This is a genomic window from Streptomyces cucumeris (genome assembly GCF_024295805.1).
Lineage (GTDB): Bacteria > Actinomycetota > Actinomycetes > Streptomycetales > Streptomycetaceae > Streptomyces > Streptomyces cucumeris.
Genome location: NZ_JANCLX010000037.1, coordinates 1 through 16,298 on the forward strand (window position 1 = coordinate 1; position 16,298 = coordinate 16,298).

General features: G+C 71.2%; 9 protein-coding genes and 1 pseudogene. 2 read left to right on the top strand and 8 right to left on the bottom strand.

Annotated features, from left to right (window positions below; genetic code table 11):
* A pseudogene (locus NMK44_RS35235) lies at nt 1-3,075 on the top strand (DUF6531 domain-containing protein); the annotation flags it as partial.
* Nucleotides 3,076-3,368: 293 nt separating this feature from the next.
* Entirely contained in the window at nt 3,369-3,686 is a 318-nt protein-coding gene (locus NMK44_RS35240; RefSeq protein WP_254750904.1) for a hypothetical protein, read from the top strand.
* 84 nt (nt 3,687-3,770) lie between these two features.
* Here NMK44_RS35240 and NMK44_RS35245 read toward each other — a convergent pair whose 3' ends face one another.
* Genes NMK44_RS35245 through NMK44_RS35280 form a run of 8 tightly spaced genes read right to left on the bottom strand, consistent with a single transcriptional unit; the run spans nt 3,771 to nt 16,297 of the window.
* Entirely contained in the window at nt 3,771-5,597 is a 1,827-nt protein-coding gene (locus NMK44_RS35245) for an acyl-CoA dehydrogenase (RefSeq protein ID WP_254750906.1), read from the bottom strand.
* A 6-nt stretch (nt 5,598-5,603) separates the two neighbouring features.
* Complete coding sequence (locus NMK44_RS35250) at nt 5,604-6,611, bottom strand: acyl-CoA desaturase (protein WP_254750908.1); 1,008 nt, start codon at nt 6,609-6,611, stop codon at nt 5,604-5,606.
* A 7-nt stretch (nt 6,612-6,618) separates the two neighbouring features.
* Entirely contained in the window at nt 6,619-7,455 is an 837-nt protein-coding gene (locus tag NMK44_RS35255) for an SDR family NAD(P)-dependent oxidoreductase (protein WP_254750909.1), read from the bottom strand.
* The gene (locus NMK44_RS35260; protein ID WP_254750911.1) at nt 7,452-8,786 is read right to left on the bottom strand and encodes a protoporphyrinogen/coproporphyrinogen oxidase; all 1,335 of its coding nucleotides are present in this window, start codon (nt 8,784-8,786) and stop codon (nt 7,452-7,454) included. Before NMK44_RS35260 ends, NMK44_RS35255 begins: the two co-directional genes overlap by 4 nt.
* A gap of 2 nt (nt 8,787-8,788) precedes the next feature.
* Complete coding sequence (locus NMK44_RS35265) at nt 8,789-9,850, bottom strand: AfsA-related hotdog domain-containing protein (RefSeq protein WP_254750913.1); 1,062 nt, start codon at nt 9,848-9,850, stop codon at nt 8,789-8,791.
* Nucleotides 9,847-11,280 carry an NAD(P)/FAD-dependent oxidoreductase gene (locus tag NMK44_RS35270; RefSeq protein WP_254750915.1) on the bottom strand — a complete coding sequence of 478 codons (1,434 nt, stop codon included), beginning with the start codon at nt 11,278-11,280 and terminating at the stop codon, nt 9,847-9,849. Before NMK44_RS35270 ends, NMK44_RS35265 begins: the two co-directional genes overlap by 4 nt.
* Nucleotides 11,277-12,299 (bottom strand): 3-oxoacyl-ACP synthase III family protein, encoded by a 1,023-nt coding sequence (locus NMK44_RS35275; protein ID WP_254750917.1) that lies wholly within the window; start codon nt 12,297-12,299, stop codon nt 11,277-11,279. Before NMK44_RS35275 ends, NMK44_RS35270 begins: the two co-directional genes overlap by 4 nt.
* Nucleotides 12,300-12,310: 11 nt before the next feature.
* Nucleotides 12,311-16,297, bottom strand: coding sequence for a type I polyketide synthase (locus tag NMK44_RS35280; RefSeq protein ID WP_254750919.1), 3,987 nt, complete (start codon nt 16,295-16,297; stop codon nt 12,311-12,313).
* Nucleotide 16,298 lies beyond the last annotated feature (1 nt).

The window sequence follows — 16,298 nt, forward strand, 5'->3', positions numbered from 1 at the left end:
TGTACTCCTGGGGAGAGTAAGTGCACCACGGGTGAGCCGATCGATGTGGCCACCGGTGAGATGGTCATGTCGGCCACCGATGTCAGCCTTCCCGGGGCGCTGCCCCTGGTGCTGGAGCGGCACTATGTGTCGGGGCATCCGTGTGGGGGCTGGTTCGGGCGGACCTGGGCGGGCACGCTGGATCAGCGGCTGGAGATCGATGACGCGGGTCTGGTCTTCATCGCCGAGGACGGGATGATCCTGGCCTATCCGGTGCCCGAGCCCGGTGTTCCCACCTTTCCCGCCGCCGGGCCCCGCTGGCCGCTGCGCTGGGACGGCAAACCGGACGGCACCTTCACCATCACCACCCCGGAGCATCATCGGATGCTGCATTTCGCGCCGCTTCCGGGGGGCGGGCGGGAGCTGGTGCTGACCGCGGTCACCGACCGCAGCGGCGAGGGCGACCGCATCACCATCAGCTACAACACACACGGTGCGCCGACCGAGGTCAGCCATTCCGGTGGCTACCGGATCGCGGTCGACACCGATCCAGAGCTGGCGCGCATCACCGCGCTGCGGCTGCTCCACGGTGAGGAGCACCAGCGCAGCACCACGCTGGTCTCCTTCGGCTACGACGCCACCGGGAACCTGTCGGAGATCGTCAATTCCACGGGGCGGCCGTTGCGTTACCGGTATGACGAGCGGCATCGGATGACGTCGTGGACGGACCGCAACGGCACCACCTACGCCCATGTCTATGACCACCGTGGCCGGGTGCTGCGCGGGATCGGCCCCGAGGGGATCCTCTCAGGCCGTCTGCACTACGACGATGAGGGCCGTACCACCCGCTACACCGACTCCCTGGGCAACACCACCACCTACCTGCGCAACGACGCCTACAAGGTGATCGCCGAGACCGATCCGCTGGGGAACACCACCCGCACCGAATGGGACGCCCACAACCGCCACCCCGTCGCCGTCACCGACCCCCTGGGGCACACCACCCGCTACCGCTATGACGACCAGGACCGCCTGATCGCCATCGAACGCCCCGACGGCACCACGGCGGAAGCGGTCTACGACGGCCAGGGGCATCCCACCGAGATCCGCGAGCCGGGCGGCGCCGTGTGGCGCCATACCTACAACGACCGCGGGGACCGCACCTCCACCACCGACCCCACCGGCGCCACCACCCACTACACCTACAACACCCTCGGCCATCTGACCTCGATCACCGACGCCCTGGGCCACACCACCGAAGCACGCCGGGGCCCACACGGCCGGATCACCGCCGTCACCGACCGACTCGGACAGACCACCCGCCACGGCTGGACCATCGAAGGCAAACCCGCCTGGCGCGAAACCCCCGACGGCGCCCGCGAAACGTGGCAGTGGGACACCGAAGGCAACCTCGCCCGCCACACCGACCAGGCGGGGCACATCACCAGCTACACCCACACGCACTTCGACCGGCCGGTCGGTCGTACCGACCCGGACGGCGCGCACTACGCCTTCGCCTATGACACCGAACTGCGGCTGACCACCGTCACCAACCCCCAGGGGCGGGAGTGGCGTTATGCCTATGACCCGGCGGGTCGGCTGATATCCGAGACCGACTTCAACGGCGCCACCCGCAGTTACACCCTCGACGCCGCGGGCCGGCTCACCGCCCGGACCAACGCCCTCGGCCACACCCTCCGCTACACCCTCGACTCCGCCGGACGAGTGGTCAGCCGGCTCGACGAGACCACCGGCGAAGAGACCGCCTACCGCTACGCCGCCGGCGGCTCACTGCTCGACGCGGTCGGCGCGGAGGTGCATCTGGCGCTGGAGCGCGACCCACTCGGCCGGGTCGTCGCCGAGACCGTCAACGGCCGCACCACCATCTACGGCTATGACGCGGCGGGGAATCGCACCCATCGCACCGCCCCTTCGGGGCTGAGCTCCACATGGACCTACGGCCCGACGGGGCTGCCCGCGACACTGACCACCGCCGAGCAGACACTCGCCTTCTCCCACGATGCCACCGGCCGGGAAACACGGCGCGCAGGCGGAGCCATCACCCTCGACCAGACCTGGGACACCTCCGGCCGCCTCACCACGCAGAGCGTCACCGCCTCGCCCCAGGACGACCTGCTCCAGCACCGCGCCTACACCTACCGCCCCGACGGCTACGTCACCGAGATCCGCGAACTCACCACCGGCACCCGCCACTTCGCCCTCGACAGCATGGGCCGGGCCACCGGCGTCCAGGCACACGGCTGGACCGAGAAGTACGCCTACGACCCGGCGGGCAACCAGACCCACGCCACCGCACCGGGCCACCCCACCACCGGCGACCGCGCCCACACCGGCACCCTCCTCCATCGCGCCGGCCGCACCACCTACGCATACGACGCCGCAGGCCGCCTGACCCGCCGTACCCGCAGACTCCTCAACGGCCAGACCCGCACCTGGACCTACACCTGGAACACCGAGGACCGCCTCACTCGAGCCACCACACCCGACGGTGACGAGTGGACCTACGCCTACGACCCCCTCGGCCGCCGCATCAGCAAGACCGGACCCGACCGCGATCCGGTTCTCTTCAGCTGGGACGGGACGCGCCTGGTCGAGCAGCTCAGCCCGGACGGCACGCTGATGACGTGGGACTACACTCCGGGAACCCACCGCCCCGTGTCCCAGTCGGTCCACCGGACACCCGCCGCCCGGCCCGAGAACGCCGACGCGATCATCGCTCTCGCCGACGTACCGCAGTCCGAGTACGACGTCCGGTTCCACGCCATCATCACCGACCTGATCGGCACCCCCACCGAACTGGTGGCACCCGACGGCACCCTCGCCTGGCAGGCCCGCACCACCCTCTGGGGTACCGCGCTCTCCGCCCCACCGGGCGGGACCGACTGTCCGCTCCGCTTCCCCGGCCAGTACGCCGACCCCGAAACCGGCCTCCACTACAACCACCACCGGTACTACGACCCGGAAACCGCCCGCTACGCCACTCCCGACCCGCTCGGCCTCGCTCCGGCCCCCAACCCCCACGGCTATGTCGCCAACCCCCACACCTGGCAGGACCCGCTCGGTCTCCAGAGCTGTGGGGAGGATCAACCGCTGAAGTCGCTGCACCCGGACAGCTCGCTCGACAAGAGCTCGCTGGACTTCTGGCACAAGATGGACACGGAAGACATCGTCTTCTCCCTGAGGCCGGGGGCGCATGAGCCACTGATCGTCAAGCCCGACGGCACTATCATGAACGGAAACACCAGGGTCGCCGTGCTGCGGTCACGTGGGTACGACGTGGACTCGCTGCCCCGCGAATCCTATGGTGGAGGCCGGCCGATGACGGACGAGGATTTCTGGGACATGGACCAATGAGTGCTCGAGACCGTGTGCTGGCGGTTCTGGCTTCGGAGTCGAGGGAGACGTTCCTGGTCGCCATGGGCCACCGGCTGGGGATCTCGGCCCGCGATGTCTTCACCGGTGAGGGCGGACCGCATCAGCTCGCGCAGGCCCGGGCCTGCAACGAAATGATGATCTCCATCTGGTCGCAGCTGTGGGCCACGAAGGATTCCCCGGGCAGCGGCTATGCGGACCCGGATTTCCTTTCGGCGCTGCTGGCCAAGGCCGACGCCGGGGACGCGCGGACACATCTGCGTCATGCGATGGAAAGCGCCCTGCGAGCGGTACGGGACACCGACGGCTCCTAGACACGCCGTGGCCGCGGGCCGACGGCAGGGGTTCACACCCCGGCCGTTCTGCCCGCGGCACCGCCATCCGCGTCGGGACACGGGTCACATGGCGTCCTCCGGCACCTCCATGAACTCCGCCCCCGCCGACGCGGCGATGGCCCGCTGCGCCGTCAGCAGCGGCAGCACCTCCTGGGCGAAGAAGGCCGCGCAGGCGACCTTGCCCCGGTAGAAGGCGGTGTCCCTGGCCGTCGCCGTGGACTGTTTCTCCAGGGCCACCGCCGCCTGGCGCAGCAGCAGCCAGCCCAGCAGGAGGTCGCCGGTGGCGAACAGCAGCCGGGTGGTGTTGCGGCCCACCCGATAGAGGGAGGTCGGCTCCTCGAGGGAGGCCATGAGCTGGTCGGTCATGGTCGCGACCATCGCTCGGACATCGTCGAACGCGGTGGCCAGCAGGGCGCGTTCGGCCGCCAGGGAGTCACCGCCGGCCGCGGTGTCGAGGAACTCCCGTATCCCGGCGAAGAGCGTGGTGAGCGCCTTGCCCTGGTCGCGGGTGACCTTGCGGAAGAAGAAGTCCAGGCCCTGGATGGCGGTGGTGCCCTCGTAGAGCGAGTCGATCTTCGAGTCGCGCAGATACTGCTCGACGGGGAAGTCCTGGAGGTATCCGGAGCCGCCCAGGGTCTGGAGGGACTGGGTCAGCTGCTCGAAGGACTTCTCCGAGCCGTATCCCTTGACGATCGGCAGCAGCAGGTCGTTGAGGGCCTTGGCCTCCTCGTCGGTGTTCCCCGCGGCCTCGGCGGCCACCATCCGGTCCTGCACGGTGGCGGTGAACAGCACCAGCGCGCGCATCCCCTCGGCATGGGCCTTCTGCAGCAGCAGGGAGCGCTTCACATCGGGGTGGTGGACGATGGTGACGCGCGGCGCGGTCTTGTCGGTGGACCTCGTGAGATCGGCACCCTGGACGCGCTGCCGCGCGTAGGCCAGCGCGGTGAGATAGCCGCTGGAGAGGGTGGCGATGGATTTGGTGCCCACGGTCATCCGGGCGGCTTCGATGATGTGGAACATCTGCCGGATGCCGTCGTGCGCCTCCCCCAACAGATGGCCGACCGCGGGGTGCTCCGCACCGAAGGTCAGCTCACAGGTGGTGGACGCCTTGAGCCCCATCTTGTGTTCCAGGGCGGTGGCGTAGACGCCGTTACGGGCGCCGAGCTCACCGGTGGTCCAGTCGGTCACCTGGTACTTGGGCACGATGAACAGCGACAGCCCCTTGGTGCCGGGACCCGCGCCCTCGGGGCGGGCCAGCACCAGGTGCACGATGTTCTCGGCCAGGTCGTGTTCACCGGAGGTGATGAAGCGTTTGACGCCCTCGAGGTGCCAGGAGCCGTCCTCCTGGCGGATGGCCCTGGTGCGGCCCGCGCCCACATCGCTGCCCGCCTCCGGCTCGGTGAGGACCATGGTGGAGCCCCATCCGCGGTCCGCCATGGCCTTGGCCAGCCGACGCTGCTCGGGGGTGCCGAGCTGGTGCAGGACCTTGACGCCGATGCCCAGCGAGTAGAGGTGGATGGCGGGGTTGGCGCCCAGGACGAGTTCGGAGACCGCCCAGTACAGGGACGGCGGCGCACCGGCCCCGCCCAGTTCCGGCGGCAGGTCCAGCCGGTGGAAACCGGCGTCGGTCCAGGTGCGGTACGCCTTCTTGAAGGTGTCCGGCAAGGTCACCGACCGGCGGCCCGGGTCGTACCGGGGCGGGTTGCGGTCGGAGTCGACGAGGCTGTCGGCCAGGTCGTCGGTGGCCATCCGGGCCACTTCGGCGAGGACGGTGCGCGCCGTGGCGGGGTCCAGTTCGGCGAACGCGCCCCGTCCGTACGCCTCGCTCCGGCCGAACACCTCGAAGAGATTGAACTCCAGGTCCCGTAGATGGGGTTGGTAGTGGCTCATCTTCACCTATTCGACGTCGACCAGGGATTCCTGGCTGTCCCGGTTGCGCTCGGCCATCGGCGCGATCTTCTGCTGGCTCTCCAGCAGTTCCTTCTTGTCCGAGGAGACACCGGAGACCCGGCTGACACCGGCCTCGCGCATCTCCATCCGCTCGGCGTCGATCCGGATGACCTTCCAGGCCAGACGGGTCTTCTCCAGGCTCCAGATGAGGATCGCGCTGGGGTCGACCTCGTACCACTTCATCCCGTGGCGGGCCGAGCGGGGGAAGGCGTGGTGGTTGTTGTGCCACGCCTCGCCGAAGGAGGGGATGGCCAGCCAGGCCACGTTGCGCGAGTGGTCGGTGGTCTCGAAGCGGCGGCGGCCGAAGTAGTGGCCGATGGAGTTCACCGCGTAGGTCACATGGTTGATGAGGAAGATACGGACCAGACCGCCCCACAGCATTCCGGTGAACAGCGCCTTGACGTCGCCGCCGGTGATGGCGAACGCCAGCAGACCGGGTGCCACCACTCCGGCGGCGGTGACCAGCAGCAGGTTCTCGCTCAGCCAGCGCAGCGGCTTCTCACGGACCAGATCGGGGCAGTAGCGCATCGGGTCGGAGGTGAGCCCGGTGTCGAAGAGCCAGCCCAGGTGGGAGTGCCACAGGCCCTTCACCATGCCCTTGAACCCGGGTTCGAAGTCCAGGTGCGGGCTGTGCGGGTCGCCCGGCTTGTCGGCCACCCGGTGGTGCTTACGGTGGTGCGCCGCCCAGATGATCGGCGGTCCCTGACCGGCCAGGACTCCGGCCGTGGCCAGGCTGTAGCGGATGGGCTTATAGGTCTCGAACGAGCGGTGGGTCAGCATCCGGTGGTAACCGGCGGAGATACCGAAGCCGGAGATCACGTACATCACCAGCGTGACCACGAGATCGGACCAGGAGAAGATCCGGTTCCACAGCAGTACCATCGCGCCCAGAACGGCCACGAGCGGTACGACCGACGCGATGAGCATGAACCAGCGGTGTTCCCTACCGTCCATGGTGTCCTCACTTCCGGGAGAGCTGGGGTGACGGAGTGCCCGCCCTCCCGCCCCGCGCCTTGCGCAGACGGGGCAGGATCGCGGTGCGCAGTAAGGGGAAGAGCAGCGCGCGGGGGGTGTGGCGGCCCGCGATGTTCTGGGCCTTGGCGACCGGGCCGGGTACGACGACGCGGCGCCCGCGGGCCAGGCCGTCCAGCCCGGCGTCGGCGACCCGGCGCGGGGAGAGCCAGGCCAGGATCTTCTGGTCGGTCAGCCGCGGGATGCCGCCGACGTCGTAGAAGCCGGTGCGTACCGGGCCGGGGGCGAGCAGGGTGCAGCTCACCCCGGTGCCGCGGAGTTCGGCGTGCAGCGATTCGGCGAAGGTGTTGGCGAACGCCTTGGTGGCGGAGTAGGTGGCGGCGGTGGGCACGGGCTGGCGGCCCGCCGTGGAACCGGTGACCAGGACGCGTCCACGGCGGCGGGCCAGCATGCCGGGCAGGACGGCCAGTGTCAGCTGGTGCAGTGCCACCACGTTGACCTGGATCTCGGCGGCTTCCTGGGCCGGGTCGTTGTCGGCGAGCGCACCGCAGGTGGGAAAGCCCGCGTTGGCGCAGAACACCGCCACCTCGGTGGCCGCCAGTTCCCCGGCCAGCTCCCCTCGCTGGACGGGGTCGGCGAGGTCGCAGGGGCGTACCCGCACCTCCGTCTTGTGGGCGTCGCGCAGTTCGGCGGCGAGGGTTTCCATGGCGTCGGTGCCCCGGGCGACCAGCCACAGGTCGTGGCCGCGGGCGGCGAGCCCCCGGGCGAGGTCGGCGCCGATCCCGGAGGAGGCGCCGGTGACCACCGCAAGCCCGGCACGGCTCATCGGGCACCCGCCCCGCTGAGGTGGGCGGCCAGCCGGGAGCCCGCGGCGTTGCCCGAGCGGCAGCACGCCTCGATGCACACGCCCTGGATGTAGTCGCCGGCCAGTTCCAGTCCGGGCAGCGTGGCCACGGACTCGCGGACCTCGCGGAGGAAGTCGGCGTGGAAGGGGAGGTAGCCGGTGTAGGCCGCATTCCAGTGCTTGACCGTGGTGTTCACCCGCCGGGCGCGCGGGGCGCCCAGATAGGTGCGCAGCTTCTCCTCGGTCTGGCTGGTCAGTTCGTCGATGCGCTCGGGGCTGGGGTCGATCAGCCGTCCCTGTCGTCCGCTGTAGGTGTACCGGACGATGTGGCGTTCCTCCATGCCGTACGAACCGGCGTTGCTGCACGGCCCGTCGTCCATGGCCAGCGCCCGTACCTCACGGGTGAACATGGGCTGGTCGTACTCGACGATCACCACCGTGGACGGGAAGTAGCGCACGTCCTTCAGCCGGCGGCTGAGGGAGGGCCGTTCGGAGCGCACGATCTCGGCCGTGGCGTATGCCGGGGTGGCGAGGACCACTCCGTCGTAGGAGCTCTCCTCGGCGGGCGCGCCGTGGTCGGACACCCGCAGTCCGGTCACCCGTCCGGCGCGCACCACCAGTCCTTCCACCCGGGCGCCGAGCCGGACCGAGACCCGCTTGGAGATGGCGTCCAGAGCGGGCTGGATACCGCCCCCGAGCTGGTCGTAGTGGTCCATCAGCATGGCCAGGTTGGTGCCGAAGGTGCCCGGGTAGACCTCGTCGGGTTCCGCGCCGTTGTTCCGGATCACCATCGGGCGCACCAGCATGTCGGTCATCTGGGGGCCGAAATAGGCGCTGAGCGGTGCGTGGTCGTGGGCGCGCGAGAGCCGGGTGAAGTAGTGGGAGCCCAGGAAGCGGTTGGTGTCGTCCATGCGGATCCGGGCCGCCATCGCCGCCATCCGGGCGAAGTCGCGGTTGGAGCCCATCTTGCGAATGTTCTTCAGTGTCTGGCTGCGGCGCTCGCTGTCGAGGGTGAGCACCTCGCCGTTCTTGATGCGGGAGGCGTTGTAGCCGAAGGACTCGTAGGAGTCGGCGCCGAGTTCGGCCGTGAAGGCGCGGAAGGCGGTGTAGCGGCGGCCGATGTTCTTGCCGCCCGCCATGATCTGGCGGTCGCCGAGACGGCCCACGCCGAACCGGCCGCCCAGGGTGTCGTCGGCTTCGAGGAGTTCGACGTCGTACCCGTTCCGTTCCAGGCGGAGGGCCGCGGCCAGGCCGGATATGCCCGACCCGACGACCGCCACGCGGCCGCGGTTTCCTGCTCGCTCATTCACCATGTTCAGACTCCGTGTGCGTGAGGGTGTGCGTGTGCGGTGGTGCGGGTGTCGGGCAGCAGGTCGATACGGCCGGTGACGATGGCCTTGCCGAACTGGTGCAGACCGACCTCGACCGGCACCCGGCCGTCGGCGGCGGGGTCCCCGACGGTGGCGGTGTACGTGAGGTCGGCCTCGAACTCGCCGAAGTCGAGGAACGCGGCCTCGCAGCCGACGGCGACGGCATGCGGCGAGGGCACGGCCCCGGCGCGGCAGGCGGCCACCAGTGCCGCCTGGCGCAGGCCCTCGGCGATCAGCGGGCCGGGGACGTGGTCGTATTCGTGGTCGAAGAAGGCGGGGTGGCGGCGGTCGGCGGCGAGCAGCGGGCCCTCCGGTCCGGTGGTGTGCTCGCCGGGGGCGCCGATGACCACGTTGCGCGGGTTGCTCCGGCCCACGAGGGCCGGGTCGAGCGGGCGGCGCGGCGAGGTGGTGGCGGTGGCCACCGGCTTCTGTGCCCGCTGGAAGGCCCGGAAGACGTCGTAGTCCTGCTGTGACATGAAGGCGAGTTCGGCGCTGAGGGTCATCGCCGGGCGCCCGCCGATCTCCATCGCGCCCTCGAGGGTCATACCGACCACGTCCGAGCCGCGGTTGCGGCGCCCGGCCACGCGGTAGCGCAGATATCCCTGGAGGGGCCAGGCGTGGTCGTTGCGGTACGCCTCCACGTCCTCGATCCGGAAGCTGATCCGCTGGAGGCTGAAGGGCAGTCCGACCGCCACGCCGACATGGCGGTGCAGCAGGACGAAGATGGCCTGCCGCGCGGCCTCGGCGGAGGCGAACGGGTCGTGGTAGGCGTCCCACTGGTCGGACCACAGGCTGTGTGCCCTCGGCACCTGGAAGGACAGGCAGAAGTCGTCCTCGCCGGCCTGTGCGGAGTCGGCGACGAACACCTCGCCGATCTGGCGGCGGTGTGCGATGTCCCGGGGCACGGTCCGGTCGAAGGTCAGCTCCACGCCCGGCGGCAGCAGCGGGCTCGGGAAGTCCGGTCGCGGTGGCGCGGCCGCGGCGCCGGTGTCGGTGGACGTGGTCATCGGTTCAGCTCCTGTTCGGTACGGCCCGTGGGGTGTTGCGTGGTGCGGTGGTCCCGGCGCGGGGCGGGTGCCGGACCGTAGACCGGGCGCCACATGGCCTTGCGGCGGCGCACTTCACCGGCGGCGAGCGCTCCGGCCTGACGGAGCAGCGCCCCGCGTCCGCCGCCCGGCGCCGATCCGCTTCCCGCGCCCCGGGCACCGCGCACCAGCAGTCGGCCGGTGGCGCCCAGGACCCGGGCGGGGGTGAGGACATCGAGCAGCGAGGCACGGTGGCTCAGCAGGTCCAGGACATCGCCGATCCGGCCGCGTGCGTGCAGTCGGCGGACGACCTCGGGCACGGCGGCCGCGATGGGTCCGGCCACGCCCAGGTCGGCGGCGAGGCCGTAGTACTCGGCGTAGGTGCGGTCGCGCCAGCGGCCGAACTCCCCGGTGGCGCGGTCCAGAGTGCCCGCCGGTCCGGTCAGCGTGGCCTCGACGGCGGGGGCGAGCCGTTCGGCCTGGTGGAAGGCGTCGCCGATACCGCGGCCACCGGCCGGGTCCTTGAAGTGTCCGGCGTCGCCGATGAGTACCCAGCCGGGCCCGGACGCCTCCCGGAAGTACCCCTGGAAACGCTGGATGCCATAGATCCTGGTGGCGCGTCTTGCGTCGGCGAGGGCGGTGGCGATCGGTTCGCAGGCGGCGATGTGGGCGTCGACGGACCCTTCGAGGTCGGTGCGGAACTGCTCCGTCTCGTGGGTCTGCGGGGACACACCGACGATGTACAGCCCGCCGTCGGCCGGGCCGCCGAGCATATGGCGGTCGCCCCAGCGGTGGAAGACGAAGGTGGGCGTCTCGCCGAGGTCGGCGCCCTCGAAGTAGGTCCAGTGGTAGCGGCGTTCATTGGTGGTGAGGTGGTACGGCCGGGCTCCGGCGAGGGCGGCGACGGTGGAGTTGCGGCCGTCGGCGCCGACGACGAGCCGGGCGCGCAGCACGGTTTCGGTGCCGTCGCACACCACCCGGACGCCGGCCACCCGGCCGTGTTCCCGGACCAGTTCCGTCACCTTGGTGTCGAGGCGTACGGTCGCCCCGGCCTCGGCGGCCGCGTCCCGTACCAGGGGGTCCAGGACCTGACGCCGGATGCAGGCCGCGCCGCCCACGTCACCGGGGCGCTGGGGGAAGCGGGCGTGTACCCGGAAGTCCTCCAGCCGCATGTCGACACGTGCCATGGGGGTGACGCCCGCCTCGCGCAGCCGCCCGGTCAGCCCGAGCCGGTCGAGGAAGGCCAGTGAATCGGCCTGGAGGATGTTGGAGGAGAGGGTGAAGCCCAGCGATGCGGCCTGGTCGAGAACGGCGACCCGCAGTCCCCGGCGGGCCAGCAGCGCGCCGAGCGAGGAGCCGGCGACCCGCGCTCCGACGATGACGACGTCGAAGTGTTCGGTCGGCAGGGTCACAGGGCACCTCCGTTCCAGCGGATCGCCGCCGCGGAGGCGAAGTCACCGGCGTGGGCGAACCCCGACATCACCACGAGATCGCCGTCCTTCAACTGCCCCTCCCGGGCGGCTTGTTCGAGGGTGACGGGCACGGCGGCGCCGTAGAGGTTGCCACAGCGGTCGAAGGTGTCGAAGTGGCGCTCGGCGTCGATGTCCAGCGCCTCGCGCCAGTTCTTCAGGAAGATGCGGTTGGGTTGGTTGGTGACGAGCACATCGATCTCCGAGGTGGGCACACCGAGGTCCGTGCACAACTCCTTGACCAGCTCGGGCACCAGGGTGTTGCCGCGCTCCAGGATCTCGGTGGTCTTGGTCTCGTCGAAGTGGATGTCCATCTGGCCGCTGCCCGGCTCCCAGTACTTCCGCTTGTCCGGGGTGACCATCCCCAGGTCATGGGCGTAGCCGGGGGTGCTGCGGGTGCGCACACCGAGCAGCGGGGACCCCGCACCGGCCTCCAGGTAGGCCACTCCGCAGCCGTCGCCCGGCATGGGGGCGTGGGAGAGGGTGCGGACGTCGGACTGGGCGAAGACCTGGCCCGCCGCGTTCTGCACATTGGCGATGAGCGCGGTGCGCGCCGAACCGTCGGCCATGATCTTCTCGGCCAGGCGCAGCATGTACATGAACGAGGCACAGCCGCCGTTGTGCAGGTCGACGATCCACTCGGGGTCGCAGCCGATGCGGTGCGCGGCCTCCGCCCCGATGCCCATGAACGGCTCGTCGGGCAGCAGCACATTGGTGATCAGCACATCGACCTGGTCCGCGGGATCCCGGCCCAGCCGTTCGAAGACGGGCCGGGCCGCCTTCGCGATCATCTCGGCGGCACGGTCCTCGCGGTCGACGTGGTGGCGGGTGGCCGGGACACGGAAGAGCGGCAGGTCGGCGAGGGGATCCGCGGCGGCGTCCGGGTCCACGAAGAACTCGGGCCCCACGATGTTCCCGGGCAGATGGCTCCCGAAGTCGACGATGCCCAAGGGAGGGTGCATGGAGTGTCCTTTCACAGCCATTCCTCGACGGTCCGCGCGGTGTGTCCGGCGTGTTCCTCGAGGACCGAGAAGTGGTCACCGGGGAGCGGGGTGACCGTGTCCGCCGCGCGCCACAGGGTCCACGTACCGGCTTCCGGAACGGGCGGGGGCACCTTGGCGGTCAGCAGCAGGGCGGGCGCGATGAGCGGATCCACCGCCCAGTCCTCCAGCAGCCGCAGATAGCCGCCCATGGCCAGTACGCCCGTCTCGCTGACGTCGACGTAGGCGTGGCCGCGGTCCAGGACGCTGCCCATCGCCCACGCGAACACCTGGGCCCGCTCGGTGGGTTCCGGCTCATAGGTGTCGATCAGTACGACACCCCGCACCGGATGGCCGTCGCGTTCCAGCCGGGCCGCCACGGCATGGGCGATGACACCGCCGATGGAGTGGCCGACGAACAGCGCCGGGGCGCCCGCGGCGGTCCGTACCGCGCTGTCCGCCAGCGCCTCGACCGCCGCCTCCCAGGTGGCGGGCAGCAGGGGCGAGTCACCGAAGCCGGGCAGGGTGAGGGCCGAGACATGGCGACGGTGCTCGAACCCGGCCGCGAAACGGGCGAACTGGTGGGGGCCGGACCCGGCGAGGAAGGACGGCACGCAGATGACGGCGGGTTCGGCGGGTCCGTCGGAGATCAGCACCGCCCGCGGCGGGGCGTCCAGTTCGGTGGCGGTGGTGAAGCCGGGGCGGGAGGCGGCGGCGGACGCCAGCATCGGGACGGAGGATTCCAGTTCGCCCCGGGCGTGCGCGACGCGCAGCAGTGCGCTGAACGCACCGTCGCCCGGGGAGGCGGCATCGGTCGCCGCCGGTCCCCCGGCCGCGGGGTGACCGGCCTCGTCGATACCGAGCAGGGTGCGCAGATGTCCGGCGATGGCCGCCGGGGTCGGATGGTCGATCAGGAGGGTCGGCGGCAGGTCGAGACCGGTGGCGGCGGTCAGCCGCTGCTGCAGCCGGACCGCGCCCATGGAGTCGATGCCCAGCTCTAGCAGGGTGCGGTGCTCGTCCACCGTGGCGCCGTCGTCGTAGCCGAGGACCAGGGCCGCCTGGGTGCGGACCATGGCGAGCACATCCTGCGGGCCGTCGGCCGGCGGGTCGGGGACGGCAGGCGGTTCGGCCGCCACGGGGACGGGCTCGGTACCCGCCGTCGTCTGAGCCGGGGCGTCGATCCAGTGGCGGTTGCGCCGGAACGGATAGCTGGGCAGCGCCAGGGCGCCCGCCGCCCGGCGGGCGGCCACCGCCTCGAACCGCGCCGCCGGGTCCGCGCCGTCCACGCCGTGGGCGTGCAGTTCGCCGACGGCGCTGACCAGGGCTCGGCCCTCGGGCTTACCGGCGTACAGGGCGGGCACCATGGTCGCGGTCCCGCCGTCGGTCAGACAGCCCCGCGCCATGGAGGTGAGTACGGCGTCCGGGCCCACCTCGAGATACGCGGTCACTCCCGCGCCCTCCAGGTGGCGGATACCGTCCTGGAAGCGCACCGGCTCCTCGGCATGGCGCGCCCAGTACCCCGGTGCGGCCATCTCCACGGGGGACAGCGGCGCACCGGTGACGTTGGAGATCACCGGGATCCGCGGCGCGGAGAACGTCAACTCCGCCGCAATGGACTTGAGTTCGGACAGCATGGGGCGCATCAGGGGTGAGTGGAAGGCATGGCTCACCCGCAGTCGGCGAGTGCGGCGGCCGCGTTCCTTCCACCGCGCGGCCCACTCCAGCACCGCGTCCTCGGCTCCGGACACCACCACCGCGCGCGGCCCGTTGACCGCGGCGAGCGCGAGGCGCCCCTCATAACCCTCCAGGGCGGCGCCGGTCTCGTCCTCGGTGGCCTCCACGGCCACCATGGCGCCACCGGAGGGGAGCTGTTCCATCAACCGGCCCCGGGCGGCCACCAGCGTGGCGGCGTCGGCCAGGGAGAGGGCGCCCGCGGCGTGCACCGCGGCCAGCTCGCCGATGGAGTGGCCCATCAGGAAGTCCGGTCGCGGCCCCCATGATTCGAGGAGCCGGAACAGCGCCGTCTCCAGGGCGAACAGGGCGGGCTGGGTGTACCGCGTCCGGTGCAGCAGTCCGGCGTCCGGACTGCCGTCGGGCGCACTCATCACGGTGCGCAGCGGCCGTGGCAGATGGCGGTCCAGTTCGGCGCGGGCGGCGTCGAGCGCGTCGGCGAACACCGGATAGGTGGTGTACAGCTCCTCGCCCATGCCCGGCCACTGGGAGCCCTGGCCGGAGAAGAGGAAGGCGGTCCTGGACTTGCGGGCGGCGGTGCCGTGCACCGTGTTGGCGGCGAGCTCGCCCCGGGCGTAGGCGTCCAGCCCGGCGAGCAGTTCGGTGCGCCCGGTGCCGACCACCACGGCGCGGTGGTCGAAACGGGCCCGGGTCACCGCGAGCGCGGCGGCCACCTCGGCGGGTGGTGTGCCGGTGTGCCCGGGTTCCGAGAGGTGGGTGTGCAGCCGCCGGGCCTGGTCGCGCAGTGCGGCGGTGGAGGTCGCGGAGAGCACCCAGGGCACCGGTCCCGCGAACTCGGCGGCGGGCTGAGCGGGTTCCTCGGCGGGGGCCTCCTCCACGATCACATGGGCGTTGCTGCCGCTGATACCGAAGGCGGAGACACCCGCCCGGCGCACCCGTTCACCCCGTGGCCAGTCCACCGGTTCGGTCAGCAGGGACACCGAGTGCCAGTCGGCCTTGTCGGTGGGGCGGTCGATGTGCAGGGTGCGCGGCAGCACACCGTGGCGCAGCGCCTGCACCATCTTGATCAGCCCGCCCACTCCGGCGGCGGCCTGGGTGTGGCCGAGATTGGACTTCAGCGCGCCCAGCCGCAACGGGCGGGCGGCCGCGCGGTCCCGGCCGTAGACGGACGTCAGGGCGTCGATCTCGATGGGGTCGCCGAGCGTGGTGCCGGTGCCGTGTCCCTCGACCGCGTCGATGTCATCGGGGGTGAGTCCGGCGTCCTTGAGGGCGGCGGCGATGACACGTTCCTGTGACGTGCCGTTGGGTGCGGTGAGGCCGTTGCTGGCACCGTCCTGGTTGACGGCCGTGCCCCGGACGAGCCCCAGCACCCGGTGGCCGAGGCGACGGGCGTCGGATAGCCGCTCCAGCAGGACCAGACCGGCCCCTTCGGACCAGCCGGTGCCGTCCGCGGCCTGGGCGTAGGACTTGCAGCGGCCGTCGGGCGACAGTCCGCGCTGACGGCTGAACTCGGTGAAGGTGGCGGGGGTGGACATCACCGTGACCCCACCCGCCAGCGCGAGGGTGCATTCGTCACGGCGCAGCGCCTGTACGGCGAGGTGCACTCCGACCAGCGAGGACGAACAGGCGGTGTCCACGGTCATCGCGGGGCCCTCGAAGCCGTAGACATAGCTGACCCGGCCGGACAGCACACTGCCCGCCGAACCGATGCCCCAGTACCCCTCGAGTTCGGGAGAGCCCGCGCGGGCGAGCCACGCGTAGTCCTGGCCGGTCGTCCCGACGAACACACCGGTGGCGGAGCCGCGCAGGGTGCCGGGGTCGATCCCGCCGTCCTCCAGGGCCTCCCACACCGTCTGCAGCAGCAGCCGCTGCTGCGGGTCCATCGCCAGCGCCTCACGGCGGCCGATGCCGAAGAACTCCTCGTCGAAGTCGGCGGCCCCGTCGAGGAACCCGCCCGCACGGGTGTAACAGGTGCCCGGCCGGTCGGGATCCGGATCGTAGAGACCCTCCAGGTCCCAGCCACGGTCCCGGGGGAAGTCCGTGATGACGTCCCGGCCCTCCGCCACCGTTTCCCATAGCTGTGCGGCGGACCCGATGCCGCCGGGATAGCGGCAGGCCGCCCCGACGATGGCGATCGGCTCCTGGAGCCGCTTCAACCGGGCTTGGGTCTCCGCCAGTTGGGCGGTGACCCGGCGGAGGTAGCGGAGGGACTTGTCCGCGTCGGAGGGTGACCCGGACGTGGTGTCGGACGCGGAATCGGCGGTGGCGCCGGACAGGGTGTCGGACATG

Coding starts and splice junctions, on each gene's coding strand:
- NMK44_RS35245 (WP_254750906.1), bottom strand. CDS start 5,597: ATGAGCCACTACCAACCCCATCTACGGGACCTGGAGTTCAATCTCTTC.
- NMK44_RS35250 (WP_254750908.1), bottom strand. CDS start 6,611: ATGGACGGTAGGGAACACCGCTGGTTCATGCTCATCGCGTCGGTCGTA.
- NMK44_RS35255 (WP_254750909.1), bottom strand. CDS start 7,455: ATGAGCCGTGCCGGGCTTGCGGTGGTCACCGGCGCCTCCTCCGGGATC.
- NMK44_RS35260 (WP_254750911.1), bottom strand. CDS start 8,786: ATGGTGAATGAGCGAGCAGGAAACCGCGGCCGCGTGGCGGTCGTCGGG.
- NMK44_RS35265 (WP_254750913.1), bottom strand. CDS start 9,850: ATGACCACGTCCACCGACACCGGCGCCGCGGCCGCGCCACCGCGACCG.
- NMK44_RS35275 (WP_254750917.1), bottom strand. CDS start 12,299: ATGCACCCTCCCTTGGGCATCGTCGACTTCGGGAGCCATCTGCCCGGG.
- NMK44_RS35280 (WP_254750919.1), bottom strand. CDS start 16,297: ATGTCCGACACCCTGTCCGGCGCCACCGCCGATTCCGCGTCCGACACC.